The sequence below is a fragment of the Clostridia bacterium genome, assembly GCA_017394805.1.
Classification (GTDB): domain Bacteria; phylum Bacillota; class Clostridia; order Christensenellales; family CAG-1252; genus RUG14300.
The window spans coordinates 48,314-74,929 of record JAFPXC010000020.1 but is presented as its reverse complement, the minus strand read 5'-3'; the positions used below and the strand labels follow the sequence as shown (position 1 = coordinate 74,929).

Sequence of the window (26,616 nt, the reverse complement as noted above, 5' to 3'; positions counted from 1 at the left end):
CTTCTTCCGCCAAGAGAAGAAGCGTTTTTTTTGTGCATACCGCTAGGGGGTATCGGTTGCTACGGCTTAATGCAAGATATAATATACGTTGCTGCCACTCTCGTTTACCTTGACAAGACCGTATTGTCTTGCGCCCCACGTATCCGCATACACGGAAATCGGGCTTTCCGCCGTCCAGATCAAATCGCTGTCGCAGTTATACAGTTCGTATTTGCCGATGTTCTTACGCACCGAATAATACGCGCTTTGTCTGGTAAAGTTCGCGCTATCGTCGCAAAGATCGTGCAAAACGCTATCGGCAGTCAAGCGTTTATACTGCACCTTGCCGTCTACTTCCTTACTCAGCACAACGCTGTTGCCCAAGCAGAACTCGTAGTCGTACCCCGCTTTCGCATAGGCGCACACCACTTTGAGGTCCATATCGTACACGTTTTCGGCACCGATGACGAAGGTTTCGTTATAGCCGATTTTGTTCGTCACTTTGCCGATGACCTTTCCCTTGTAGTTGCACAAATAACTATTGCCGAACCAGTCGTTGATGATGACTCTATCCTTGGAGATGCACTCAAAGCCTTGCTCGCCCTCGATGGTCGCGTTGAGGATATCCCCCGGCAAGCCGTCGTTGCCTATGCTCACGATTATAGAGTCCGAATTGTTGTTTTTGAGATACCCGTCTTCGATGGGATAGATGCAGGCCACGTTGACGTATTTTTTGTTGAGCCCATTGAAAACGTCTTCGCCGTCGTCCTCGTAGCGCGACGAGGCAAACGCGATATAATATTTATTCTCCAACTGAGATATTTTGCCCTTTTTGGGGTTGATGACCAACTGACGCAGGTCGTATTTCTTGGCGGCGTTGTTTTGCACTTGGATATAAACGTACTTGTTGTCCGTATCCATTTTCGGTATCGAATAGGTAGTCAGCACATTGCCGTTATCCAACACGTTGAAGTTGGGATTCGTGGCGTAGTTGGGTGCCTCATAATAGTAGATCACGTCGAAATCCTCGTCGTAAACGGTAAATTTATCGCCATCGAAGTCGTAGTAACAGCCGTTCCGCTTGCTGTCGAAATTGGGAATAACGCCGGTCAAATCGTTCAACTCTTTGATTTTGTCGATTTTATTATCGCCGCCGATGCGATACAGCGTATTATCAAACAGGATGACGTCCGCACGAACGTTTATTACGTTGTCAATCACATAGTCTGTCGTTTGCTCGGCGACGGTCTCGCCGTTTGCCTCGATCAACTCGTATTTATACGAATATTCGGCTTCCGTCGCACCGGTACGCGTGCGCAATACATAGAACACACCGTCGACGAAATTGACCGACTGCAGCGTAATTGCGTATTTAACGTTGGTATCCTCCGAATAGGCCTTTACGACGCGTTCGGCTACGGCGTCGTACACAATATACTCGTTTTTGGTGCCGTTGATTTTGCTGAACAACATCAATCCGTTGGCGCGATTATTCAACGAATACCCGTCCAATTCGGTCACTTTGACGGCCTGCGTCAACACTTTCGTATTCACCGAAGTGTCGAACTTCTTTGCATCGAACACTTTGGACGCAGGCGTAGGCGTACAAGCCGTGAACGCCAGCACGAGGCACAGCGTGATGGCAATTAGCGTAACTATGCCTATTTTTTTCATAGATAAATCCTCCTTTTAACAAGGTTATAATTTACAAAAACTCAATCGTGCCCTTGGACACGTCGTATATGGCGCCGACCGCTTCCACGTTCGCTTCGCCAAAGGTCTCTTCGACAACGCCTACCTGATAGACGACGTTTTTAACGGCGGCTTTGTAGGCGTTTTGCTCGCCTGCGATGATTTTGCGAATGGGCGCGGTTATCGTCCCCACGAGGCCTTCTTCCTCCCCCGCTATGGCGGCGGCGATTGCCCCGCACGCGGTATGCCCAAGCACGACGACGACTTTGACGCCCAAATGCGCCGTGGCGTATTCGATACTAGCCAACTCAACGTCGCCCAGCACGTTGCCCGCCACGCGAACGACGAACAACTCGCCCAAATCCGCGCCGAAAATCACCTCGGGCACCACGCGAGAGTCCGAGCAAGTCACGACCACGGCCAACGGGCTTTGTTTGGCGGCCAGCGACGAGCGCAAACTTTCGCCCACGTTCCCTTTGTACCTACCGCTCTTGACGTATTCGCGGTTGCCTTCCCACAACCGCTCCAAAATATCTATTTGATTCATCTTTCCTCCACTTTCACGACGTTTTGCTCGATCTTACGCGACCATTCGGCGATGGCCTCGCAGTCGAAGTTTTGCGGCGGATTTGCATACAATTTGGTCATTTTGCCGCCTTTCATCAGCCCTTTGACGATGGCGAAGAAGTATTTGGGGCGTTTCATACCGTGTATCAACTTGCGCATAAGCCGCCGAAAGGTCATATTTTTGCCGCCGCCCGATAGGTCTTCCGCCTCGACGACGCCGCTTTCGTACAAGAAATCCACGCCCTCGGGCGGTAGATTGAGCAAGGCGTTTTTGAGCCCCTCGTTCTTGGCGGCCGCGGCACCCACCGTGGCGAGGTACTTGCGGTTATACGCCCACAAGGCGTCTATCGTCACGCCCTTTTCGCCTATGCTCTCGGCCAATATCTCCCCCGCTCGTAGGGACAAGTCGATGCCCATACCGTTCATCGGCGTGGTCATAAAAGCCGAATCACCCACGGCGGCATACCCCTCGCCCACCATGCGCGTCAAGGGCCTGCGCACGGGAATGACGGCAAAGTTGCCGCCGCACCGTACTTTCTCGCCGAGCCACGGGTGCGACGCGCGGAAAATGCGCAGTTGTTCCTCTACTTTGGCCTCGTCTATGGGATAAACGCGACCGATCAACACGTCCACCGAGTCCTCGTTGGTGCATAGCCACGACAGCCCCTGCTCGCCCTCGTGTATCAAGTAGATCTCGAAAGGAACGACGGGGGTGGGGTATCCGTCGACTCGAGCGTAATAGGCGCGGTTGGCGTAGAACACGTCGCCGCGCGTCGGCTCTTTCTCTATTCCCCAATCGTCGGGGAGTTGTTTGCGCAGGACGGAGAATACGCCCGACGCGTCAACGACGAGGTCGGCATACGCCTTTTCGCCCTCGACGATGACGCCGACCACCTTGCCGTCCTTGACAACGGGCGCGGAGACTTCCGTTTGGTAGCGTATCTCCACGCCTTTGCTGCGGGCGTAGTCGACGAGCATCCCGATCAGCGGCTTGCGCCACATGATTTTTTGCCGCTTGTCTTTCGCAAAATGCACGTCTATCACGGTACGCTTGTCGGGGCTGACGAAGGTGCAATCTCCCCTATACCGCCAACTCCCCTCGGGGAAGTCCGCGATATCCTTGCCGATTATCCGCGCCAAGAGGTCGAAGTCGAATCTATCTTCCCATTCGTGCCCAATCTCGTGCGGCAAACGCTTCTCGAAGATAACGACTTCGTGGCCCGATTCGGCCAATTTCGCGGCGGCAATCAACCCGCCGTGCCCCAATCCAACTACGATAATCTTGCTCATAACGGTATACCTGATATTATTATAGTATATTTTGCAAAAAAGTCAAGACGCTTTTAGCGCGTGCGCGTACGAGGACAGTTAATCGTCCGCGGGGATTACATGCAAAACGTACAGCAGTCTACGACTATACGTTTTGTATAATTTCATAGCAAACTATACAATTTATACTCTTTTCCATTTTCCAAAAGTCTAAAACCATACTATAAGCATCGTTTCTATACAAAACGTATATACAACAAACGCGGTTTTCTTCACAAAACGTATATACATAGGAACTCCTATACAAAACGTATATATTTTGTCAATACTATACGTTACGTATATCTTCTACTGTTTTACTCGTTATCACGATACAAAATGTACAGTACATAACGTATACTTGCCACTTTTACATTTTTATATGCTAAAAATCAATTGCCTTTACGTCCTCGCCGTGTTACAATACAATAAAGATGTTCCTTGCCTAACCATCTTTAATAAAAAACAAGGAGGTCAATATTTTGACTAAAATCAAGCGCTTATTTACGGATTTTTCCCTTTTACTACGCAACGTACCCGCCTATTTGTTTGCCCTGCTTGCCGTATCCGTCGTCTGCATGAATTTGCTCGCCAACAAGAGCATCGATTTGGGCGTCGACTGGCTTGCCTTGGACTGCGGCATTCTCTTCTCTTGGATCTGCTTCTTGGTGATGGACATCGTCACGCGCCGCTTCGGCGTACGCGCGGGCAATATGCTGTCCGTCGGGGCGTTGATCATCAATTTGACCGTCGCGTTGCTTCTGTTTGCCATCTCCTATATCCCCGGCACTTGGTCGCAAAGTTACGTCGAAGGGTCGGAAGGCGTCATCAACGCTTCAATAGACGCCACCATCGCTTCCTCTTGGTTCGTCATATTGGGCAGTTCGGTTGCGTTCATTTCCTCGGCGATCCTCAACAATATTCTGCATTTCGTCATCAATCGCGCCTTCAAAAACCACAATTTCGTGGCGTTTTCGGTGAGCAGTTACGTATCTACGTTCATCGCGCAATTCGTCGACAATCTGCTCTTCGCGCTCATCGTCAGCCTGCATTTCTTCGGCTGGAGCATCGTGCAATGTCTGACGTGCGCCGTCACGGGCGCCGTGGCCGAATTGCTGTTTGAGGTCGTTTTCTCTCCCATCGGCTACCGCATCGTCAAGAAGATGGAAGACGAAAGCGTCGGGCAGGCATATATCGATTGGTGCAAGGAGAACTACAAATGAAAGTCTTAATCACGGGTGCAAGTAGCGGCATCGGCAAAGCGACCGCAATTCTATTCCTCGAAAAAGGGCACGAAGTCGTCGGGTTGGATATACTGCCCGCCGCCATTCGCGACGCCGATTATTCGCATATTCTCGCCGACGTACGCGATCCCCTACCCGCCGTAGACGGCGTGGAGATTCTCGTCACGGCCGCCGGCGTGCAACTCCCCGACGAGGACGCGATCGACGTCAACCTCAAGGGCACCATCAACGCCATCGAGACCTACGCCGTACAGCCCCATATCAAAGCGCTCGTCACCATAGCCTCGGCCTCCGCCACCAACGGATCCGAGTTTCCGCAATACTCCGCCTCCAAAGGAGGCGTGGTCACCTACACCAAAAACGCGGCGCTTCGGTTGGCAAAATACGGCGCCACCGCCAACAGCCTCTCGCCGGGCGGCGTACTGACGCAAAGCAACGCCCCCGTCATAGACGATCCCGCCCTCTTCGAGGCGGCCTTGGCCGAGAGTTTGCTCGGCAAGTGGGCGTCCGAACGCGAAATCGCCGAATGGGTGTACTTCATCGCCGTCATCAACAAAAGCATGACGGGCCAAGACGTCGTCGTCGACAACGGCGAAATGCTCAAATCCAATTTCATCTGGAAAAACTAACGAAATAACACGCCATACGTTATGTACTGTATATTTTGTACATAATTCGCAAACAGCGTGTTTATCACTATCAAAGTGTATTCAGTCTTTCTTTGACGTAAGCGATTTGTTTTTCGACAGAGGCCACACTCGTGCCGCCCTCGGATATGCGCCTGTTGACGCAATTCTCCAACGCAATCTCCTCGTAAATATCTGCCTCGAACAATTTGTCGAAAGATTTATAAATCTCGAGTGGCAAATCTTCCAGCGTCTTGTTTTCCTTGACGCACAAATTGACGATTTGTCCGACGACGTGGTACGCCGCGCGGAAAGGAACGCCCTTCTTTGTCAGATAATCGGCCACGTCCGTCGCGTTGATAAAGCCGCGCTTGGCGGCCTTGAGCATAGCGTCCGTATCGGCCTCGAACGTGGCGACCATGGGCGCGAATACCTCGAGGCACGCCTCTACGGTATCCACGGCGTCGAAGACGCATTCTTTGTCCTCTTGCATATCCTTGTTGTACGCCAAGGGCAAGCCTTTGAGCACGGTGAGCATACTCACCAGATCCCCGTACACTCTGCCCGTCTTGCCGCGTGTCAATTCGGCTATATCCGCGTTTTTCTTTTGGGGCATGATCGACGAGCCGGTCGTGTATGCGTCGGACAATTTGATATAGCCGAATTCCCAACTCGACCAAAGTATGATTTCCTCGGCAAAGCGCGACAAATGCGTCATCACGAGGGACAAATCGGCCAACAATTCCACCAAATAATCCCTGTCCGAGACCGCGTCAATGCTATTGGCGGCCACAGCGCCGAAACCCAACAGCCCCGCCTCGTACCCGCGATCGATGGGATAGGTGGTACCCGCCAAGGCACAAGCGCCGATGGGCGAACAATCCAGCCGCTCGGCGCAATCGCCTATGCGGTCTACGTCGCGCAAAAACATCATCGCGTAGGCCATCAGTTGGTGCCCGAACGTAATGGGTTGAGCGCGTTGCAAATGCGTATAGCCGCTGACGATAGCCCCCTTGCATCGCTCCGCTTGATCGACCACGGCTTCTATCAATTTTTTCAGCCCGTTTTGTAGGTCACCGCACGCTTTACGCGCGTACAAGCGCATATCGAGAGCCACTTGATCGTTGCGGCTTCTCGCCGTGTGCAGTTTTTTGCCGAGATCGCCTATGCGGGCGGTCAAGGTCTCCTCGACGAACGTATGGACATCTTCCGCCGACGCGTCGACGACCAAAATGCCGCCGTCCAACTCGCGAAGAATTTGCCGCAAGGCTTCGCAAATGGTCTCGGCCTCGCCCTTCTCCAAAATGCCGACCTTCGCGAGCATCTCCGCGTGCGCGATGCTACCCGTGATATCTTCCCGATACAGACGGCAATCGAACGAAATAGACGCGTTGAAACGCTCTGCCGCTTGGTCTATATGACCGTCCGTGCGGCCTTCCCACAACTTTGCCATGACCTACTCCGCGGCTTTCTTCACCATCGCGGCCACCTTGATAGGCAAACCGAACAAATTGATGAAGCCTTCCGAATCCTTTTGATTGTAGTCGCTTTCGCCAAAGGTGGCGATATCTTCGCTATACAGCGAATAGGGGCTCGTCAACCCCGCCAAAATCACGTTGCCTTTGTACAATTTGAGTTTCACCGTGCCCGTCACTGTCTCCTGCGTCTTATCCACGAACGCGGCCAACGCCTCGCGCAACGGAGTAAACCATTGCCCGTTGTACACCAATTCACCGTAGGTGATGGCGATTTTCTGCTTTTCGTGCATAGTCATTTTGTCCAAACAAATGGTCTCCAACGCTTGGTGCGCCTTGTACAGTATGGTGCCTGCGGGCGTCTCGTACACACCGCGCGACTTCATGCCGACCAAGCGGTTCTCCACCAAATCCAACAGACCGATGCCGTTCTTGCCGCCCAACTCGTTGAGTTGGAGAATGATCTCTTTCGCGCTCGATTTCTGCCCGTTCAACGCCACGGGAACGCCCTTCTCAAAGGATAATTCGATATAGGTAGGCGCGTCGGGCGCGTCGATCGGCGAAACGCTCATTTCCAAAAAGCCCTTCTTCTCGTATTGCGGCTCGAGCGATGGATATTCCAGATCCAACCCCTCGTGCGACAAGTGCCACAAGTTCTTATCCTTGCTGTAATTGGTCTCCCTGCTGATTTTGAGGGGAATATCGTGCGCTTCGGCGTACTCGATTTCTTCCTCTCTCGACTTGATACTCCACTCGCGCCAGGGCGCAATAATGGGCATCATAGGCGCGAAGTGCTTGATAGACAACTCAAAGCGCACTTGGTCGTTGCCCTTGCCCGTGCACCCGTGGCAAATGGCGTCCGCGCCCTCTTTTTGGGCAATCTCCACCAAAGCCTTAGCGATGCACGGTCTCGCGTGCGACGTGCCCAACAGATAGCCTTCGTACTCGGCGCCCGCTTTCAAACAAGGCATAATATAATTGTCGACGTAGTCGTCCGTCAGATCGAGTATATACAATTTGGAAGCACCCGTTTTGATGGCCTTTGCCTCCAACCCGTCCAACTCGTCGGCCTGCCCGACGTTGGCGGCGACGGCAATCACTTCACAGCCGTTATAGTTTTCCTTGAGCCAAGGAATGATGATCGAGGTATCCAATCCGCCCGAATAGGCGAGCACTACTTTTTTGACGTTTTCTTTCTTCATTATTGTCTTCTCCCTTTAGATGGTGTTTTCATTATACGCGCCCTACCCTCTTTCCGTCAAACGATTTATACAAAATATCGAATATTTTTCGCTATGTATTGCATATACAGTGCATATTTGTATAATATTGCAACAATTTGCACAAATCGACCGAACCGAACGGGCAAACGCGGCAAAAATCCCCTATCTTTGTCAAAATGATTTACTGCGCGGTAAAAATGTGATACAATATCTGCGGCTAATAATACTAACATTGGAGATACTATGAAAGTTTTATTCGTTATCAACAACCTCTACACCCAAGGCAACGGACTTTGCGCCAGCGCACGCCGCACCATCAAAAAACTGCGCGAAGCGGGGTTGGAAGTGGAAGCGCTGTCGGGCGAGAATCCCGACCCCAACGGCGAACAGCCCAAATTTGCCTTGCGCAACCAAAACATTCTCATCATCGACTGGTTTTGCAAAAAACAAGGCTACCAATTCGCCGAGGCCGACCGCAAGGTCATTCGCGAAGCCGTGCAATGGGCGGACGTGGTGCACCTCGAAGAGCCGTTCGAGATCCAATATCTCGCGGCGTGCGAGGCCCTTAAACAGGGCGTTGCGCTGACCGCGACCTACCACCTGCACCCCGAAAACCTCTTTGCCTCGGGCGGGCTGGAGAAGAGCCACTCTTTCAACGACAGCACCCTGCGTATATGGAAAGAGATGATATACGACAAATGCGCCATCGTACAGTGCCCCACCCAAAACGTCAAAGACCGCCTCACCAGATGGCGTTTCAAATCCGAACTACGCGTCATATCCAACGGCCTCGTGCTCGAGGAACTCTATCACCCCGACCGCACAACCGACAAGGGCAAGCGCATATCGGACGCCAAATACCAAGTGCTCGCCATCGGTCGCCTTTCGGCGGAAAAGGACTATATCACCCTGCTCCGCGCCATGAAATACGCCAAGACGGCCAAGGATATCCAACTCGTCTTCGCGGGGCGCGGCCCCAAGGAGTCGCAGTTGTTCGAGAAAGCGTGCAAGCTCATTCACAGCCGTAGGCTTACCTATATGCCGCGATTCGGCTTCTTCAACCTGCCCGAATTGCAGGCCTTGTCGGTCGGCTCGGATGTGTACGTACATTGCGCGTCTATCGAGGTGGAGGGGCTTAGTTGTATGGAAGCCATCCAAACGGGGCTCATGCCCATCATCGCCCGAGGCAAACTGACCGCCACGTCCCAATTCGCCTTGAGCAACAGTTGCACCTATCCCGCGCACGACGCCCGCGCCTTGGCCAAGTGCTTGGACTATTGGCTCACGCACGACGAAGAACGCCAACGGGAAGCGGCCAAATACGTCGGCCTTGGCAAGGACTACGACATCAACCTCTCCATCACAGCCCTCGTCCAAATGTTCGACGACGCGATGAATAAATAATACGGATTATATAAAAATAAATACCGCCTAAGGCGGTATTTTTTATTGCGCGGATTTTCTGCGCCATTCGGACGGCACGTCGGTCAGGATATGCCAATCGGACGCGTAATAATCGAGCGGCAGCCCCTTTTTGGCACGGCGCTTCATCGAGAGATAATTCAGCCAATAAAACCCCGCCATGATGGCGAGCAACACCCCAACCGCGAAGATATAATACACGATGGTATAACCCACGTTGATCTTTTCGGCAGGGAAGACTTTGAGCAATATATCCCCGTCCGTTATGCGAATAATCAAGGGCTTGCCCATCACGCCGGAATACGGGGTGCAGGTGTGTATCGTCCAAGAATACGCGACGAAAATACCTACCCCCAACGGCAACTGCCACCAGCACTTGCGCACGGGATAATAGCGACAATTCGCCGCCATGAGCATACCGCCCAAATACATCAAATGATGATTGATAACGGCGGAGTTGAAAATATAGCGCATACCTTCCTCTCCCGCGAAGTTCGAGGGAGAAAACCAAGACGCCGCCGAATACACGAGCCCCGCCAAAATGGCGGTAAACACGCCGTATTGCGAGCCTTTTTTGCCGAAAAACAAGACGGACACGGCATAGACGAAATAACTGAGCGTGGAAAACTCGACGGGAAAGTTCATGTGCTCTCCGAGGGCTTGCGCCTGCACGTACACCATCACTTTGTCCACAAACAGATAGGCGGCGATGAGCCACGCGGCGGCATAACTCGTCCGAGGCTTGTTGCGCAACGCCCATGTCAGCAAGTTGAGCGCTATGAAAATCAAAAATACGGTCAATCCGTAATACCAAACTCTATCATATCCAAACATACGTTACTCCGAAAGATACCGTCGACTAAGCCGAGGCGTACGACGATAGTGTACCACATATCTCTCCGCAATGCAACCAAAAAAGCGTCGGGCGCGTTTTACGACAACACTCGACGCTTTTCCGCAATGATTCGCCGCTACTCGCTTCGCAATGCGACCACGGGGTCTTTCTTCGCGGCGCTTCCCGCGGGGATAAGACCGGCGATCAAGGTCAGCACCACGCTCACGCCCACCAACGCCAAGCCGCCCCACAAGGGCAAGCGCGCCACGATCTTGACCATCGGGCCGGTCAACACGCCAACGATGGCCGATATGGGGAAGTTGATGATGGCCGTAAATATGACGCCCAATAAGCCCGCGAACAGACCGATAAGCACGGTTTCGGCGATAAAGATGCTCATTACGTCCGTCTTGGACGCGCCGATGGCGCGCAAAACGCCGATTTCCTTGGTGCGTTCGAGCACGCTGATGGTCGTGATGATACCGATCATAATGGACGAAACGAGCAACGAAATGGACACGAAGGCGATCAACACGTAGGTGATACTGTCGATGATGGTGGACATGGTGGAGATGATGCTGCCGATCACGTCGGTGTAGCGCACGATCATCGCTTCCTGTTTGTCCGCTTTTTGGCGATAATCCGCGGCCGCCACGAGGTCGCCCTCTGCCTCGGCCTCGTCCGCCAAGGTGCGCAACGCCTTCACCTTGTCCGCCTTATCTTGGTTGTAAGCCTCGATAAAGGCCGTCAACTTCTCTTTCTCCTTGAATCCAGCGGGATAGATAAAGATGGCCGAAGGTTGTTCTTCGTTCGCCACGCCCAACTTGCTCAGGTTATCTTGATACGACTCGCCCTGCGACGCGTCGAACTCGGCGCCGCCGTTGAGCACGTTGACGGTGGGGTTGGCCTTTTGGGCCGTCACCAACGGGTGCGCGTCCACTTGGTTGCAGACCGTTTGCACCAACGCGTGCTTATAGTACACGCCGCCCGCCGTGAGCATACCGCCCGTCGCGCCTTTTTTGGGGCGCAATATGGCTTGTATATGCAGCGTTTGTGCGGTGGACAGCAACTCCAGCATATAGTCTTTGTCGTCGTGATGGTTGGCGTACACCGTCCCTTCCTCGTAGGTCTTGCCGTAATAATCGGGGTCGATGGTCAACTTGTATTCCTTGGTCATCAACTCGTTAAAATCCACCTTTTCGGGCACGATGGGTTTGGTGGCCTCGTACAGCGGATTGCCGTTGGAGTCCTTCATCGTCGAAAGGAAATACTTGATAAGGTGAGATTGGTCGAGATAGTTCAGGCTAAACAGCGTTACGTCGGGGATATTGTCGTAACGGTCGGTCACCAACACCACGCCGTAAGGATCCTCGTTCAATTCGCCGCAGATCACGTCGTATTGCGAAAGGATATACTCGGGATTGTCTATCATCTCCTGCCACATATTGAAGGACAGCATACCGCTCAGCACCGAGCCGTAGCCTTGCAGCGAATCGACGGCGCTCATCATCTGCAACAGTTGGGGCGTAGCCTCGCGGATACCATCCGAGTTGAACGTGCCGTTCTCGTCGTTTTGCAGGCTATTCATCACGCTCCAAAAGTCCCAATCCAGGCTCAATCCGCTTATGGGGTTGAGTTGCGTATAGCCTTGACTCGTTTCGTCGCTGCCGTAGATATTGACGTTGACGCCGAACGTATATTGTATAGCCTGATACAGTCCCTTGATGCCCCCCTCTTTCGGGTCGACGTCCCGATTGGCGTCGAGGTGCTTTTTGAACGCGGCGAGGTCGTTGTAATATACGCCCTTCGAAATGCTGTCGATCATTTGGAACATCATAGGCGTCACGCCCACGTTGGTGTTGACGTCGTTCTCCAAGTCCACTTCGGGATAGCGTTCCGCGCCCTCGGTGCCCGTGCCCATATACGTCGACATGATATCGGTCATATTGGCCGTCTGCATGGTGAGGGATATGGGATAACTCGACAGCGTATTCTCCTCGAAGATTTTGATAAAATCGGTCAATCCCTGCGACAAACTCAAAATAAGCGCGATGCCGATGATGCCGATACTGCCGGCCACCGACACCATAGTCGTGCGCCCGCGTTTGGAAAACAAGTTGCGCAATGACAAAGTCATTGCCGTCCAGATGGACATATTGGTACGCCCCATCACGCGGCGGTTTTTGCGTTTACGCTTGCCCGTTTGGCGCATCAACGCGCGCTCGCCCGCCGCTTCGCGTTCGGCGTCGAGTTCCTCCGCCGTTGGCTCGTACGGATTGGTATCGCCCACCTTTTGCCCGTCGAACAAATTGATGATACGCGTGCTGTATTTTTCGGCGAGGTCGGGGTTGTGCGTGACCATCACGACCAACCGATCTTGAGCGATTTCCTTCAACAATTCCATCACCGATACGCTCGTCTCGCTGTCCAACGCGCCCGTCGGCTCGTCCGCGAGAATGATGGAAGGATCGTTGACGATGGCGCGCGCGATGGCGACGCGCTGTTGCTGACCGCCCGACAGTTGGTTGGGGCGCTTGTACGCCTCGCCCGAAAGTCCCACTTTGGCCAAAGCCGCCAACGCCTTTTCTTTGCGCTCTTTTTTGCCGTATCCCGACAAGGTGAGCGCCAATTCGACGTTGCCTACCACGTTGAGGTGGGATATGAGATTGTAACTTTGGAAGACGAAACCGATGGTATGGTTGCGATAACTGTCCCAATCTTTGTCATCGAAATGCGCGGTGTGGATACCATTGATGACGAGGTCGCCGCCCGTAGCCTTGTCGAGTCCGCCGATGATATTCAACAAAGTGGTTTTGCCGCAACCGGACGGGCCGAGAATAGAGACGAATTCGTTGGGGCGAAACGTCACGGACAGGTCGCGCAGCGCGTGCACGGTGCCACCCGATACGCTATAATCTTTGACGATATTTTTGAGTTGCAGCATGGTCCACCTCGGGAATTACCTTGTCGAAACGCCTCGTTTTCAATCGAATACGGCGCAATACTCGATTGGACTCCGCGGTGCGCCTTGCGCGCAAAGCGCAACGAAAATACACCGCTTTTTTATTATATCAAATAACGCCGAACAATGTCTATAAAAAGCGAAAGATTTTCGTCGCCCAAGCCCAATTTTTTTCCTTAACAAAATGTTATCGCGTATCTGCGATTTTGTATTGACTACGACTTTTGCGTTGGTATATAATTAATACGCAAAATTCATTACGCGAGGAGAACAACCATGACTTTCGCCAAATTCGTCTTCAAAATCATCGACTACGTCTTCAATCCCCAGCAAAATCCCGGCAAATTACACAAGTTATACGGCGATACCGTGGTAGCCACCAAGGATATCGTCTTTGACGAGCGCTATCCCGACATGAAATTGGACACGTACGTCGTTCCCAAAGAAGACGGCGCCAAATACCCCGTCATTATGGAGATTCACGGCGGCGGTTTTTCGGCGGGCGACAAAAAATATCGTCGCGTTCTCAGCGAATGGTTCGCCAAAGAAACGGGCGCGTTCGTCGTCAACACCAACTACGGCCTCGGTCAAAAGTACGTCTTCCCCGAGCCTGCCAAGCACTTGGTGTCGGCGTTCAATTGGATTATCGACAACGCCGACAAATACAATCTCGACACCGACCGCATCCTCGTCACGGGCGACTCGGCGGGCGGCTACTACTCGGCCTATCTCTCCGTCGTCCAAAACAGCGACGCTTTGCAAGAAGTGGTCGGTCAAATGAAAGGCCGCATTTCGGCCGCCGTATTCAACTGCGGCATCTACGACGTGATGAGCGCCTTGCAACAAAAAGTGCTCTTCAACCTCACCAACGGCGTGTGCATCGACTTTACGGGCGTTCCTGTCAAGAAAATCAACGAATATCCCTATTTGGACAAGGTTGCGCCCGTGGATTACGTGGACGAGCGCTTCCCCAAGTGTCTCATCGTGTACGCGGGGCAGGATTTCTTCTGCGGCGGACAGCACGACCGTCTCAGCGAAAAACTGACCGAATACGGCGTCTACCACGATATGTACGGCTCTACCGAATTCAATGACAATCACACCTTCTCCCTCACCTGGAAGAGTCAGGCCGCCCAAGAGGCTAACGCCAAAATCATATCCTTCATGAATGATTTCTTCGCGGGCAATATTTGACCTATGAATTATTGGGGCTATTTGATAGGTTACGGATATTTGGCGATGCTCATCGGCATCGCCGAATTATTATCAAGGCTCACCCGCATTTCGCGCGAAGTGTTGCGCAAAGTTTTGCATTGTCTTATCGGGCTGGAATGGCTCGTTTTGTATTACTGCTTCGCGGACACTTGGCAAATCGTCGTCATTCCCGCGAGTTTCGTCCTCGTCAACGCCCTATCCTATCGGTTCAAGATTTTCAAGAGCATCGAGCGCGACAGCGGCAACCACTTGGGCACGATATTCTACGCTATCGCCATGACCGCCATGAGCGTAGCGGTCGCTTGCGACAGTCGATTTATGCTCCCCTTCGGCATTGCGGTATTTTGTCTTTCCTTCGGCGACGCGGCAGCCGCTTTGATGGGGCAATATCTCAAGCCGAAAATCGCCGTTTTCCGCAAGACGCTTTGGGGCGTGACGGGTTGCTTTTTGTTCTCCCTTTTGGCGCAACTTGCGCTTTTCCCCCTGCTCGGCTTGCCCTATCACTTGGAATATATCGTGGCGCTCTCGGTCGTCACCGCCCTCACCGAAGTCGTCTCCAACAAAGGCACGGACAATCTCTTCGTGTGTCTGTGGTGTTTCCTATGGAGTTTCGCTTTATACCTCGCGCCCGAAACTATACAAATCATACTGATGTGCTACGTCGGGTTCGTCTTGGGCGGCGTCACGGTCAACACCCGCTCTTTTTCCCTGCCCGCGTCCATCGCGGCGGGCTGTATGCTCGCCTTATGCGGCATTCTCGGCGGCTGGTTCGCCTTTGTTTTCGTCATCGCGGCCTACGGCGTTATCTACCTCGCCGAACACCTGATCAAATGCTCGCGTTTCAAAGAAACGCGCAAGGTCGTGCAAATCGTCCAGAACGGTTTGTGGGCGTTCGGTCTTATCCTCGCCTACTACTTCACCCGACGCGACTTCCTTTTGATCGCCTACGCGGTGTCGATCACGCAGGGGCTGACCGATAGTTTCGCGGGCGTATTGGGCAACGCCTACGCCGTCAAGGTGTACGATATCGTCCGCCACACACCCATCGAAAAAGGATTGTCGGGCGGCGTCAGCCTTGTGGGCACCCTCGGCGCGCTCGCCGTCAGTATGCTCGGCGCCCTCCCCTGCGGCTTCGTGTTCGGTTGGCACTACTACCTCATTCCCGTCGCGCTACTGCCCTTCTTGGGTATGCTACTCGACAGCGTCTTCGGCGCGACCGTTCAGTACAAGCAACGATGCACGGTATGCGGCGCCGTCTGCGAATGCACGGCGCATTGTTCGCGCCCCACCGTACGCCATAGCGGCGCGAAGATTTTTACCAACGGCAACGTCAACTTGCTCACCAATTTGTTGACGACCGCCGCCGCCGTTCTCATCCTCTACTTCGCCTATCTCGGCTGAATCCCGCGTAGTGCCGTCAGCAGCCTGGCGGCGGCTTCCTCTTCGCGCCCGCCCACCGAAAACACGCTCAATCTGACGTACCCGTCGCCCCCTTTGCCGAATCCCGCGCCGTCCGTCACGACGACACGCGATTTTTGCAGAAAATACTCGAACGGATTTTCTGTTTTTTCGGGCAACTTCAACCACAGATACGCCCCCGTTCGGCAGTCGTACCCCTCGCGTTGCAAGGCTTGCGCGATGATTTTCGCCGAATACTTATACCCGCCTATCAACCCCTTCGCATATCGCACGCCCTCCCCCGACAAGGCGCTTTCCGCGGCGCGTTGCACCACGTAGGACACGCCGTTGGTGGCGGTCGATTTATATTTCAAATACGCTTTGCGGGCCGTTCCGCCGAGCAGTTTTTCCCCGATAATACTCCACCCGAAGCGCAAACCGCTGAACGAAGCGCACTTGGACAAGGTACCTATTTCCACGCAGGTTTCGGCCGCACCCTCTATCGACGTTATCGTATACGGGTAAGCAAACGCCGCATAAGCGGCGTCGAATAGGATTATCGAATTGCTCTCGCGCGCATATTGCACCCACCGTCGCAAAACGTCCGCGGGATAGGTCTGCCCCATCGGGTTGTTGGGCGAGCACAAATAGATGAGATAAGGTCTACGATCCACCCCATCGGGCACGGGATAGTCGTCCGCCGCCGCCTGCACGAAGCGCACCCGTCTGCCGACCAACCGCGCGTTATCCACGTACACGGGATAGGCGGGCGCAACGATCAGGGCGGGTATATCCGCGTCGATCACCCTATTCCATACGCTCAATTCGTCCTTTGCGCCCGCGCCGATGCAAATATCTTCCGTCCGTACGGCCGCACCCATATCGGCATAATACCGGCGCACGGCCTCTCGTGCGAAGTCGTAACCTTCCGTGGGCGGATAGCCGCGAAAGGACAGTTGCGACTGCAAATCGTAACTCGCCTGCCGGATAGCGTACGCTACGACGGGCGCGACGGGCATCACGACGTCGCCCACGCCCATATTGAGCAAATCCGCATCGGGGTTTTCGCGCACGAACGCACGCAAAGTGTCCGCCATTTGCCGAAACAGATACCTTCGGTCGTCCAATAGATACTCATTGTCAATCATCGTAATCCCCCAAAAACACGATACGCGCACTCCCCATCAAGCGCACCCCGCCTTCTTTGCCGCACGACACGCGCACCGTGCCGCCCGCCATGCGCACGACAGTCTCCAATCCGTAGGTGCGCAATCCGCGCAGACACGCGTCGTAGCACACGGCGCAAGCGCCGCTCCCGCAAGCCAACGTCCTACCCGTGCCGTACTCATCGACCGCCATTGAAATCTCGCCGTCCGCGCCCACTCGGTAGGTCTCCACGTTGAGCGCTTTGTCGGGCAACGCGGTGCGTATTTTTTCCGCGCATACGGTCAAACGCTCTTCGTCCGTCATACACACGGCGTGCAGATTGCCGACGTCAATAATGCTGTACGCAAGTTCGTCCACGCTGCCCATACCGACCAACGCGGCGACGCCCAAATCCACGGCGTACCCATCGTTCGTCTTCTCCAATCGCGAAACGCCGCTATCCGTATTCACGGATAGCGGAAAACCCACACGGTACCGCACGTCCAGATAGTACGCTATACTGCGCAACGCGTTGCCGCAAATCCGCGCGCGCGATCCGTCGGCGTTATAAATGATCATACGATACGCGTTATTTTCGCGTAGAACGTACACCACGCCGTCCGCGCCCACGCCGAAGTGCCTGTCGCAAATGCCGCGCACCCAAGCGCAGGCGGGCGGCACGAACGCACACGCAGAACTTTCGGTCAAATCGACATATATATAATCGTTGCCGGCGGCCTCAATCTTGACGAATCGCATACGCCTCCCCCAACGCCTCTACGCCGTACAAGCCGTTCGACTGCCGCAGGACGAAACGCGCCGCCAACAACGCGCCTTTGGCGAATACGCGCCTGTCTTTCGCCTCGTGCATCAAGACTATTCGTTCGCAACCCGTATCGAACGCCACCTCGTGCACGCCCACCACGTCGCCCGTGCGTTCGTAGGTCACGCGGACGTAGTCGTCCCCCATCTCGTCCATCGACCACCCCGCTCTGCCGAGCGCGCGACACAAGGCTTCGGCCAACATTACGGCCGTACCCGACGGCGCGTCCGCCTTGCCCGCTCGGTGTATTTCGTGCACGCTCACCCTCGCCTTCGGCAAGGCTTTGGCGACGCGAACGCAGGCGGACAGCAATACGACCATTCCGTAGGCCGTGTTGGCGCTGAAAAAGACGGGAATATATTCGGCTGCCGCGGCTATCCGCGCCCTTTGCTCGGGCGTGTGCCCCGTCGTAGCGACGACCAAGGGCACGCGATGCGCCACGGCGTACGCCAGCACCCCTTCGAGCGCCGCGCTGCACGAAAAATCTATGATGACTTCGGGCGTTTTGGTCAACAACTGTACGTTACGTACATATACATTCCCGTCTGGGCGCCCGGCGACGTTCGGGTCTATCACGACCACTCGTTCGCCGATCTCCTCGGCCACGAGTTTCCCCATTCGTCCGTATCCGTTAATTGCGATCATAGGCACCATATATTGTGGTCAACACCATCATATTTTGTGTTATAAGTATTTTTCCAAGGCGTTATCATCAATAATAATATATGGTTTTTCAAACAAAAATTGACATTCGTATCTAAAAGAATATATAATTAAGACTGTATTTTATATCGCAAAAAACTACCATCGAACGCAACGAGGTAAACTTATGAAAAAAGGATTTGACAATCAAAAGTATTTGGATATGCAATCTCAACACATCCGCGAGCGCATCAGCCTGTTCGGCTCCAAATTGTATTTGGAATTCGGCGGCAAACTGTTCGACGACTACCACGCCTCGCGCGTGTTGCCCGGCTTCAAGCCCGACAGCAAACTGCAAATGCTCTTGCAACTCAAAGATCAGTCCGAGATCGTCATCGCCATCAACGCTGACGATATCGAGCGCAACAAAATACGCGGCGATTACGGCATCACCTACGATCTTGACGTACTGCGGCTCATCGACCAATTCCGCGAGGTCGGTCTGTACGTAGGCAGCGTGGTGCTCACCCGCTACAACGAGCAGCGCAAGGCGGTCAACTTCGAGCGCAAAGTGTTGGCGCAGAATATCAAGGTCTATCACCACTACAGCATCGCGGGCTACCCGCACGACATAGTCAATATCGTCAGCGAGGAAGGCTTCGGCCGCAACGATTATATCGAGACCACCCGCCCCCTCATCGTCGTCACCGCGCCCGGCCCCGGCAGCGGCAAGATGGCCACTTGCCTATCCAATATCTATCACGACAACTGCCGCGGCGTCAAATCGGGCTATGCCAAGTTCGAGACCTTCCCCATCTGGAATCTGCCTCTCAAGCATCCCGTCAACGTGGCCTACGAGGCGGCGACGGCCGACCTCAACGACGTCAATATGATCGACCCCTTCCATTTGGAAGCCAAGGGCGAATTGGCGGTCAACTACAACCGCGACATAGAGATTTTCCCCGTGTTGCGCAGTATGTTTGAGCAGATCTACGGCAAGAGCCCCTACGAGTCCCCCACCGATATGGGCGTCAATATGGCGGGCTACTGCATTTCCAACGACGAAGTCGTATGCGAGGCCGCCACGCAAGAGGTCATTCGCCGCTACTACCAAGGTATGGTCGACTGCAAACTCGGCCGCTGTCCCTCTACCGTCGTGGGCAAGTTGGAGCTATTGATGAAGACGCTCCAAGTCTCCACTTCCGACCGCGTGGTCGTCGCCCCTGCCCTCGCACGCGAAGCAGAAACGGGTGCGCCCGCCGCTTCTCTTCTTATGCCCGACGGCACCATCGTCGTGGGGCGTACCAGCGACTATATGGGCGCTTGCGCGGGCATTTTGATGAACGCGCTCAAAAAGTTGGCGCGCATTCCCGACGACCAGGATATCATCTCCGAGATCGTCATTCAACCCATGCAAGCCCTCAAAGTCAACAGCTTCGGATCCAAAAACCCCCGCCTGCACGCCAAAGAGGTGCTGATGGCACTTGCCATCTGCGCGGCGACCAACCCCGTGGCCAAGCACGCGTTGAAGCAACTCGACAAACTCAAAGGGTGCGAGGCGCATTGCTCAGTCATCGTCAGTTCTTCCGACGTCAAGACCTTCAAGAATTTGGGCATCAACCTCACCTGCGAGCCCAAGTACGAGACCGACCGCTTGTATCACGCGTAAGTATTCGCAACCAAAAAGAGACGGCAACTCCTGCCGTCTCTTTTTTCGTTCGGTATCGCTACATTCTGCCTTCTACGCCGCGACCTACGCCTTCCCAGCCTATGCCGCCGAAGTACATCGTCGCCATAATGGTGATGAACACCACTTGAATGGTCAAAAACACCATACCCAGCACGCGATACGCGCCGCCCGAGGCGTAGGTAGCCACCATCAGCATAATGCTGGCGATGACGCCTATCACCACCGAGGCGATCCACAGTCCCGGTCTAGCCTCGGTCGCATAACCGATGGCGAACAAAATGACCGAAACTATCGTCATGAGAATGCCGACAATCAAGATGGGCATTCGGTTGCTATGAATAAAACTTTCTCTGGATGCGTTTTCCATACCCGTAGTATGTCTTCTAACGCTTTGCCTATACGCGACGATTTTACAAAATAATTTTCTCTTCCCGCTCGTACCGTTTCGACTGCGCTCAAAGGAATGATCTCAATCGTTTTTCCTTGACCGAAGAAAAGTCCGTACCGAAGCACGGACTTAATCTTTTTTTGCGGATATATATGCTCTATATCGTTTACTCGTTGTCGCCGTCGGTGGTTTCGACCGTTTCGACGGTTTCTTCGCCGCCTACTTCGTAGGTGCTGCCCGACTCGATGGGAGCGGCCATCAAGCTTTCGGCCTCGCCGTCATCGGGGATATCCTTTTGCTTCTTCTCGATGAAGTTGCAGATAGCGTAAATACAGATACCGAGTATCAACGCGGTTGCAATCGAAGTTACGGTAATAACCTTTGCAGGTTGACCTGCGAGCGCGTCGAACAATTGATTGCCGTTAGAATCATACAACTCAATTGCATTACCAGCCGCATCGTAACCGATGGTAGGAACATTGGCTTTGATAAGAGCATAAGGTATTTGGATGGACAAGCCGCCGATACCCGCGATGAGGATGGCAGACACGGTGAACAAGTTCTTGTTCTCGCCCAGGTCGATGTCTTTGAACATCTTGAGACCGCTGACAGCGATGAAGCCGTACAGAGTCAAGCACACGCCGCCCATGACACAGCTGGGGATGGTTTGCAGAATGACCATGAGGGGTTTAACGAACGAGAGCACGATGCACATGCAAGCCGCCACGAAGATGGTACGCACGGAAGCGTTGCGGGTGATAGCCACGCAACCGACGGACTCACCGTAAGTGGTGTTGGGGCAGATACCGAACACGGTACCGGCGATGGAGCCGACGCCGTCACCAAGGAGGGTGCGCTCGAGTCCGGGCTCGCCTTCAACCAAGTCGCGCTCGATGATGGAGCCGAGGTTTTTGTGGTCGGCGATATGCTCGGCGAAGACCACTAGTGCCACAGGGATGAAGGCCAAGGCGATTTCACCTAAACCAGCCCAAGACATAGTAGCGGTACCATTAGCCAACTCTTTAATTCCTTCTACCAACGCGAAGTGAGGATAATCAAGGAAAGAGGTGAATTTCACGGGGCTGAAGTTGTTGACCAAGGGACTCCAATCGAGCACCATCAAGTAGTCGGCGTGAGCGCCGTAGCCGATGAGGGTGAAGATCAACGCGCACAGATAGCCGGCGCCGATACCCACGATGAAGGGGATGAGGCGCAAACCTTTGCGTTTCTTTTGAATGGAGCAAACGATGATGGTAATTAAGGTTACTAATGCGCACAAAATGCTTACCCAGTTATAAGCGCCATTGATGCTGCTCGCACTTGCCTTAACAAAATCACCAACCGCATTACCGGCCAAACTCAAACCGATAAGTGCAACGGTGGGTCCGATGATGACGGGAGGCATCAATTTGCTAACCCATTTAGTCCCAACAAAGTGAATCACAATGGCGATGATGACGTACACCAAACCTGCCAAAATACCACCAACGATGATTCCACAGTAACCAAATGTAAGCGCCACAAACAATGAACTAAGGAACGCGAACGAGCTACTGATGCACACGGGGCTCTTGAAACGGGTGAAGAGCAAGTACACGATGGTACCGACGCCGGCGCCCAAGATAGCCGCGGGGATTTGGGCATCCAAGCCGATGATATGGGGCACCGCGATGGTGGCGGCCATGATGGCGAGCACTTGTTGGAAGGCGAAAACCAGCAGTTTGGACCATGCGGGCTTGTCTTCGACGTTGTAAATCATTTTCATACAAAATATCTCCTTTTGTAAAGTTTTGCTATATTAATAACCCGAAGGTTAATCGAGTTCGCACAATTCCACATCGCACTTGCCGTCTATCGACGTGCAATGAACGCACACCACTTCCTTCTTGGAAGTCGGCACGTTCTTTCCCACGAAGTCGGCGCGAATGGGCAATTCGCGGTGCCCTCTGTCCACCAATACGGCCAGCCGAATGGTCTTGGGCCTACCCAAGGCAAACACAGCGTCGATGGCGGCTCGGACGGTGCGTCCCGTGTACACCACGTCGTCCACCAGCACCACGTCCTTGCCGTTGATATCGAAGTCCACCTTGGTGCCGTTGACGATCGGCAACTCGGCGATGGCGCTCAAATCGTCGCGATAGAGGGTGATGTCCAACTCTCCCAAGGGTACGTCCACCGCGGCGTTGTTGGCGATATTCTTGCGGATGACTTCGGCCAAGGGCACTCCCCTCGTGCGGATGCCGATGAGCACCACGTTGGTGATATCCTCGCTACGTTCCACTATCTCGAAGGACAGCCTAAGTAGCGTGCGCATCACCACCGATTCCTCAATCAACACCGACTTGAACTTCATCCTACAAAAAAACGGCCTTGCCATGCGACAAGACCGTAGTATAACCCTTATATTACTTGCCTTGTCGACGTCTCGCATCAACTTAAAGACTCATGCTGACATTATCTTAACACACCCCTCGACGGGTGTCAACCGATTTTTACGATTCTCACAAAAATATCCTATAACTAAAACGGATAAACCCCATAAGGTCTTCGAATACGTGAGCGATTCTCGTCCGACTACGCCTCATGCGCGTGCGCTATGCGCGCGCCCATACGCACATTTTATATCGTTACTTGCAATTCTTGCGCAACTTTTCCAAAACGTCCAGAAAATAAGGTGGCAAAGGTATCTCGAAAGCCAACCGCTCCCCCGTGGTGGGTTGATCGAGTTCCAGCCGATACGCGGTCAACAGCTGCCCCGCCAGGCCGAACTTATTGCTGCCGCCGTACACGTCGTCGCCCACTACAGGGTGGTGAATGTACTTGGCGTGCACGCGTATCTGGTGCGTTCTGCCCGTTTTCAACTCGAATTTCACCAACGTGTACTGTCCGAAGCGTTCGACCACTGTATACAACGTAGTGGCTTCTCTCCCCCCTTCGACCACGGCCATCTGCTTGCGGTCTTTGGGATTGCGGGCGATGGGCTCACAAATCACGCCCTCGTCCTCTTTGATATTGCCGTCCACCAAGGCCATATAAAACCGTTTGGCCTCTTTGGTGGCGATCTGCTCGGCCAGGGACAAATGCGCCTTGTCGTTCTTGGCCACCACCAATAGTCCCGACGTATTCTTATCCAACCGATGCACGATGCCCGGTCGCACCACGCCGTTGATACCGCTGAAGCGGTCGCGCACGTTCATCAAAGCGTTGACCAATGTGCCCGACGGCGTACCGACCGATGGATGCACGACAAGCCCCTGTTGCTTGTTGACGACGATCATATCGGCGTCTTCGTATACGATATCAATGGGAATATCCTCGGGCGCGACGGACAACTCGACGGGATCTACGGTCTGCACGGCCACGGAGTCCTTCGCCGACAATGCGTACCCGTTCTTCGTAACGACCTTGCCGTTGACCGACACGTTGCCCATACCGATGAGTTTTTGCGCCAAAGACCGCGTGACGTCCTCGACGGAGGCGGCCACGGCGGCGTCCAAGCGCGCGGGGCTATCCACCACGAAGACCACGAGGTCAGCCATCGTTACCGACGTCCTCCCCGTCTGTCGTGCCTCTATCATTCGCAGTCTCGCCTGCCATATCTTCCTTCGATTCCGCGTTTTGCGCTTCGCCGTCCGCACTTTTCTCGGCGGCCTCGGCGTCCGTGCCGCTTGCGACCTCGCCCGCGTGCTCGTCTTTTATATCCTCTTTGAACGCGACTTGGCGCAAATCCACCTCGCGCTCTTTGTCCACGGACAAAAGGCGTTCGGCCGTTTCCACCTGATAGCGGTCGGGGGCGGGCTCGACGTAATCCTTCTTGTTGCTGTCCCGCCAAAAGAAAATGACGTACACGATGAGCAAGATCATGCCGACGGTCAGCCATATATCCGCCACGTTGCAGATGGCGAACGAGCGGTGGAACAAGGTCTGCACCACGGTGTAGTCGATAAAATCGCGCACGTAGCCGTAGGCTACCCTATCCACCAGATTGCCCACGCCGCCAGCGAGCATCATCATCAATAGCACCAGCAAAAACTTGGTGCTTTTCTTCTTGGTGTTGAGTTTGAGATGCGCGTATACGGTGAACGCCAAAAGGAGCGCCAACCCCACCACGGTGATGGCGATGAGCCAACCCGTCTTCCCCGAGAGCATACTGAACCCAGCGCCCGTATTATACGCGGGCGTCAAGGTAATGACCTTGTCGATCAGCACGTAATCGCCGTTGGCCTCCAAAAAGGGCATCACGAAATGCTTACTAACGAGGTCGGACGCGAGAAACGCGCCGAACAAAAGTACTTCTACGACGAGCAAAACGATCATTTGACCTGAATACCCACGCCCTTTGCCGTCACCAAGAACATGGAGTTTTCGATGCGTTGCATACTGCCGCCCAACGCAAACGCCGCGCCCGCCATAAAGTCGAGCATACGTTGCGCGGTGTCTTTGGACGCTTCGTCCAGATTGAATATCACCGACTGCCCCGACGCCAGATTGGTAATCAGCGCCTGAATATCGTCGAAATTCTTGGGCTTCATCACGATCATCTTGCTGGCGGCGTTGTTGGTCTCCACGCTCTCTACGTACAGGGGCGTGACCTTTTTATCCGTTTTGTTCATAGCCATGTCAACTCCTTTTGCCAAAGACCGCGCTGCCTAACCGAATCATATTGGCGCCCGCTTCTATGGCGATTTGATAATCCTCGCTCATTCCCATAGACAAATAGGTCATAGGGTAGCGTTCTTTTGCTTTACGATACAGTTCGGCGGCACGCTTAGCGGCGTCCTCGGCGTTTTCGCGCGGCAAAACGGCCATCAACCCCTCGAGCCGCAGATTGGGCATCGCCGCGATCTCGTCGAGCAAAGCCGATAGTGCCGTTCCCTCCACGCCGCCCTTTTGGGCTTCGCCCAAATTGATCTCGACCAACACGGGCATCACTTTGCCTTTGGCCGCGCACCGCTTTTGGATCTCCTCCGCCAACTCGACCGAATCGACCGAGCAGATCATAGACACCTTGTCCACCAAATACTTGACTTTGTTGCGTTGCAATCTGCCGATAAAATACCACGTAGGCCCCGCGAAATACTTTTCGGTCAGTTCCTGCACGCGGTTTTCGCCGTAGACGAGGTCGTACTGCGCCGCCAACTTTTCCAACGTTTCTTTGGGGATAGTCTTGGTGGCCAACGTCAAAAGGACGTGCCTCTCGCGGCAAATCTCTTGGAATCGTTCTACGTTCAAACAAATATCGGTATACTCCAGCATACCGATATTATAGCACGTTCTCTTCTAAGTTGCAATGTATTCGCCTAATTTACTTGCGAATTGACGGCGAGATAATGATACCACTCCCGCTCGTCCTTGGCCTCGTCGCCGTCCGTGGTCAATCGGGACACGGACACTTCGTAGGCCGTACGCGTTTCCTGCCGCCCGTCGCCCAACTGTTTGAGGTACTCCCTACTTTGTATCCTGCCCGACAGGGCGATATGCTGTCCCACTTCCAGCGTATTGACGAATCGCGCGTTGCGCCCCCAAGCGATACACGGGATATAATCCGACTTGTTATAGGCGCGGTTGACGGCGAGCAATATATCGCATATCTCGCGCTTAAACGGCGTCGTGCGGTACATGGGTTTCTTGCAGATATAGCCGTCCAATTCGATGGTATTCGGGTTGAGTTCGTCGTCGTACTCCTCGATCGTCCTTGCGAACACGGTCAGCATCAATTTGCTGTGATTCTCATACAACTTATTGTATGAGCGGAATTGTCCCGATACCGATATCCGCTTGCCAATGGTTATTCTCGCCTCGCCGAGCAGTCGTTCGGACACCGTGACGGGCAGCACGTCGCATTGATTGCTTAGGCGCAACACGGACAGCATAAATTCATAAAACCCTTCGCCGAATACCTCGTGACTGAATGCGGGCGGCGTCAGTACCTCACCCGACAAAAATACTCTGTTGTTTGCCAATTCTTCGTAATTCATTGT

General features: G+C 53.8%; 24 protein-coding genes. 6 read left to right on the top strand and 18 right to left on the bottom strand.

The annotated features are described in order from the left end of the window. Window positions 1–66 precede the first annotated feature (66 nt). Genes II896_05365 through II896_05355 form a run of 3 tightly spaced genes read right to left on the bottom strand, consistent with a single transcriptional unit; the run spans window position 67 to window position 3,528 of the window. Window positions 67–1,653: a hypothetical protein gene (locus tag II896_05365; protein ID MBQ4444059.1), complete on the bottom strand. Its 1,587-nt coding sequence runs from the start codon at window positions 1,651–1,653 to the stop codon at window positions 67–69. 31 nt (window positions 1,654–1,684) lie between these two features. Next, window positions 1,685–2,218, bottom strand: a complete 534-nt coding sequence (locus tag II896_05360) for a carbonic anhydrase (protein ID MBQ4444058.1) — start codon at window positions 2,216–2,218, stop codon at window positions 1,685–1,687. Next, the gene (locus II896_05355) at window positions 2,215–3,528 is read right to left on the bottom strand and encodes an NAD(P)/FAD-dependent oxidoreductase (protein MBQ4444057.1); all 1,314 of its coding nucleotides are present in this window, start codon (window positions 3,526–3,528) and stop codon (window positions 2,215–2,217) included. The genes II896_05360 and II896_05355 overlap by 4 nt, the downstream gene beginning before the upstream one ends. Before the next feature lie 500 nt (window positions 3,529–4,028). Between II896_05355 and II896_05350 the strand changes: the two genes are divergently transcribed. Both II896_05350 and II896_05345 read left to right on the top strand, forming a co-directional pair. After that, on the top strand, window positions 4,029–4,769 hold the full coding sequence (locus II896_05350; GenBank protein MBQ4444056.1) for a VUT family protein: 741 nt from the start codon (window positions 4,029–4,031) through the stop codon (window positions 4,767–4,769). Then, the gene (locus II896_05345) at window positions 4,766–5,419 is read left to right on the top strand and encodes an SDR family oxidoreductase (GenBank protein MBQ4444055.1); all 654 of its coding nucleotides are present in this window, start codon (window positions 4,766–4,768) and stop codon (window positions 5,417–5,419) included. Before II896_05350 ends, II896_05345 begins: the two co-directional genes overlap by 4 nt. A gap of 70 nt (window positions 5,420–5,489) precedes the next feature. Here the strand turns inward: II896_05345 and argH are convergent, their stop codons facing one another. After that, window positions 5,490–6,869: an argininosuccinate lyase gene (argH, locus tag II896_05340; protein MBQ4444054.1), complete on the bottom strand. Its 1,380-nt coding sequence runs from the start codon at window positions 6,867–6,869 to the stop codon at window positions 5,490–5,492. A 3-nt stretch (window positions 6,870–6,872) separates the two neighbouring features. Then, complete coding sequence (locus II896_05335; protein ID MBQ4444053.1) at window positions 6,873–8,093, bottom strand: argininosuccinate synthase; 1,221 nt, start codon at window positions 8,091–8,093, stop codon at window positions 6,873–6,875. A 264-nt stretch (window positions 8,094–8,357) separates the two neighbouring features. Here II896_05335 and II896_05330 point away from each other — a divergent pair, with 264 nt between their 5' ends. Then, window positions 8,358–9,518, top strand: coding sequence for a glycosyltransferase (locus II896_05330; GenBank protein ID MBQ4444052.1), 1,161 nt, complete (start codon window positions 8,358–8,360; stop codon window positions 9,516–9,518). Between the two features lie 42 nt (window positions 9,519–9,560). Here the strand turns inward: II896_05330 and II896_05325 are convergent, their stop codons facing one another. Together II896_05325 and II896_05320 are read right to left on the bottom strand one after the other, a co-directional pair. Beyond that, window positions 9,561–10,370, bottom strand: coding sequence for a hypothetical protein (locus II896_05325; protein MBQ4444051.1), 810 nt, complete (start codon window positions 10,368–10,370; stop codon window positions 9,561–9,563). 137 nt (window positions 10,371–10,507) lie between these two features. Then, entirely contained in the window at window positions 10,508–13,315 is a 2,808-nt protein-coding gene (locus tag II896_05320; GenBank protein ID MBQ4444050.1) for an ABC transporter ATP-binding protein/permease, read from the bottom strand. Window positions 13,316–13,609: 294 nt separating this feature from the next. Between II896_05320 and II896_05315 the strand changes: the two genes are divergently transcribed. Beyond that, window positions 13,610–14,527, top strand: coding sequence for an alpha/beta hydrolase (locus tag II896_05315; protein MBQ4444049.1), 918 nt, complete (start codon window positions 13,610–13,612; stop codon window positions 14,525–14,527). Between the two features lie 3 nt (window positions 14,528–14,530). Further along, window positions 14,531–15,949: a DUF92 domain-containing protein gene (locus II896_05310; protein MBQ4444048.1), complete on the top strand. Its 1,419-nt coding sequence runs from the start codon at window positions 14,531–14,533 to the stop codon at window positions 15,947–15,949. Here the strand turns inward: II896_05310 and II896_05305 are convergent. The 3 genes from II896_05305 to II896_05295 are packed head-to-tail and all read right to left on the bottom strand — an operon-like array spanning window position 15,937 to window position 18,560. Further along, the gene (locus II896_05305) at window positions 15,937–17,094 is read right to left on the bottom strand and encodes an aminotransferase class I/II-fold pyridoxal phosphate-dependent enzyme (protein ID MBQ4444047.1); all 1,158 of its coding nucleotides are present in this window, start codon (window positions 17,092–17,094) and stop codon (window positions 15,937–15,939) included. The two genes, II896_05310 and II896_05305, sit on opposite strands and share 13 nt — an antisense overlap. Beyond that, window positions 17,087–17,851, bottom strand: a complete 765-nt coding sequence (dapF, locus tag II896_05300) for a diaminopimelate epimerase (protein ID MBQ4444046.1) — start codon at window positions 17,849–17,851, stop codon at window positions 17,087–17,089. Before dapF ends, II896_05305 begins: the two co-directional genes overlap by 8 nt. Next, the gene (locus II896_05295) at window positions 17,832–18,560 is read right to left on the bottom strand and encodes a 4-hydroxy-tetrahydrodipicolinate reductase (protein ID MBQ4444045.1); all 729 of its coding nucleotides are present in this window, start codon (window positions 18,558–18,560) and stop codon (window positions 17,832–17,834) included. Before II896_05295 ends, dapF begins: the two co-directional genes overlap by 20 nt. Window positions 18,561–18,744: 184 nt before the next feature. On the opposite strand from II896_05295, the gene II896_05290 reads away from it, so the two are divergent. Then, window positions 18,745–20,226, top strand: a complete 1,482-nt coding sequence (locus tag II896_05290) for a DUF1846 domain-containing protein (GenBank protein MBQ4444044.1) — start codon at window positions 18,745–18,747, stop codon at window positions 20,224–20,226. Between the two features lie 58 nt (window positions 20,227–20,284). Here II896_05290 and II896_05285 read toward each other — a convergent pair whose 3' ends face one another. The 8 genes from II896_05285 to II896_05250 all read right to left on the bottom strand — a co-directional run bounded on the left by II896_05285 (window position 20,285) and on the right by II896_05250 (window position 26,613). Next, on the bottom strand, window positions 20,285–20,572 hold the full coding sequence (locus II896_05285) for a hypothetical protein (GenBank protein ID MBQ4444043.1): 288 nt from the start codon (window positions 20,570–20,572) through the stop codon (window positions 20,285–20,287). Between the two features lie 229 nt (window positions 20,573–20,801). Next, window positions 20,802–22,400, bottom strand: a complete 1,599-nt coding sequence (locus tag II896_05280) for a uracil-xanthine permease (GenBank protein ID MBQ4444042.1) — start codon at window positions 22,398–22,400, stop codon at window positions 20,802–20,804. A 48-nt stretch (window positions 22,401–22,448) separates the two neighbouring features. After that, window positions 22,449–22,988, bottom strand: coding sequence for a bifunctional pyr operon transcriptional regulator/uracil phosphoribosyltransferase PyrR (gene pyrR, locus II896_05275; protein ID MBQ4444041.1), 540 nt, complete (start codon window positions 22,986–22,988; stop codon window positions 22,449–22,451). 274 nt (window positions 22,989–23,262) lie between these two features. Continuing rightward, window positions 23,263–24,174 carry an RluA family pseudouridine synthase gene (locus II896_05270; protein ID MBQ4444040.1) on the bottom strand — a complete coding sequence of 304 codons (912 nt, stop codon included), beginning with the start codon at window positions 24,172–24,174 and terminating at the stop codon, window positions 23,263–23,265. Then, window positions 24,167–24,952: a signal peptidase II gene (gene lspA, locus II896_05265; GenBank protein MBQ4444039.1), complete on the bottom strand. Its 786-nt coding sequence runs from the start codon at window positions 24,950–24,952 to the stop codon at window positions 24,167–24,169. Before lspA ends, II896_05270 begins: the two co-directional genes overlap by 8 nt. Then, the gene (locus II896_05260) at window positions 24,949–25,248 is read right to left on the bottom strand and encodes a cell division protein SepF (protein ID MBQ4444038.1); all 300 of its coding nucleotides are present in this window, start codon (window positions 25,246–25,248) and stop codon (window positions 24,949–24,951) included. Before II896_05260 ends, lspA begins: the two co-directional genes overlap by 4 nt. 7 nt (window positions 25,249–25,255) lie before the next feature. Next, on the bottom strand, window positions 25,256–25,891 hold the full coding sequence (locus tag II896_05255; protein ID MBQ4444037.1) for a YggS family pyridoxal phosphate-dependent enzyme: 636 nt from the start codon (window positions 25,889–25,891) through the stop codon (window positions 25,256–25,258). Between the two features lie 44 nt (window positions 25,892–25,935). After that, window positions 25,936–26,613, bottom strand: coding sequence for a single-stranded DNA-binding protein (locus II896_05250; GenBank protein ID MBQ4444036.1), 678 nt, complete (start codon window positions 26,611–26,613; stop codon window positions 25,936–25,938). Window positions 26,614–26,616 lie beyond the last annotated feature (3 nt).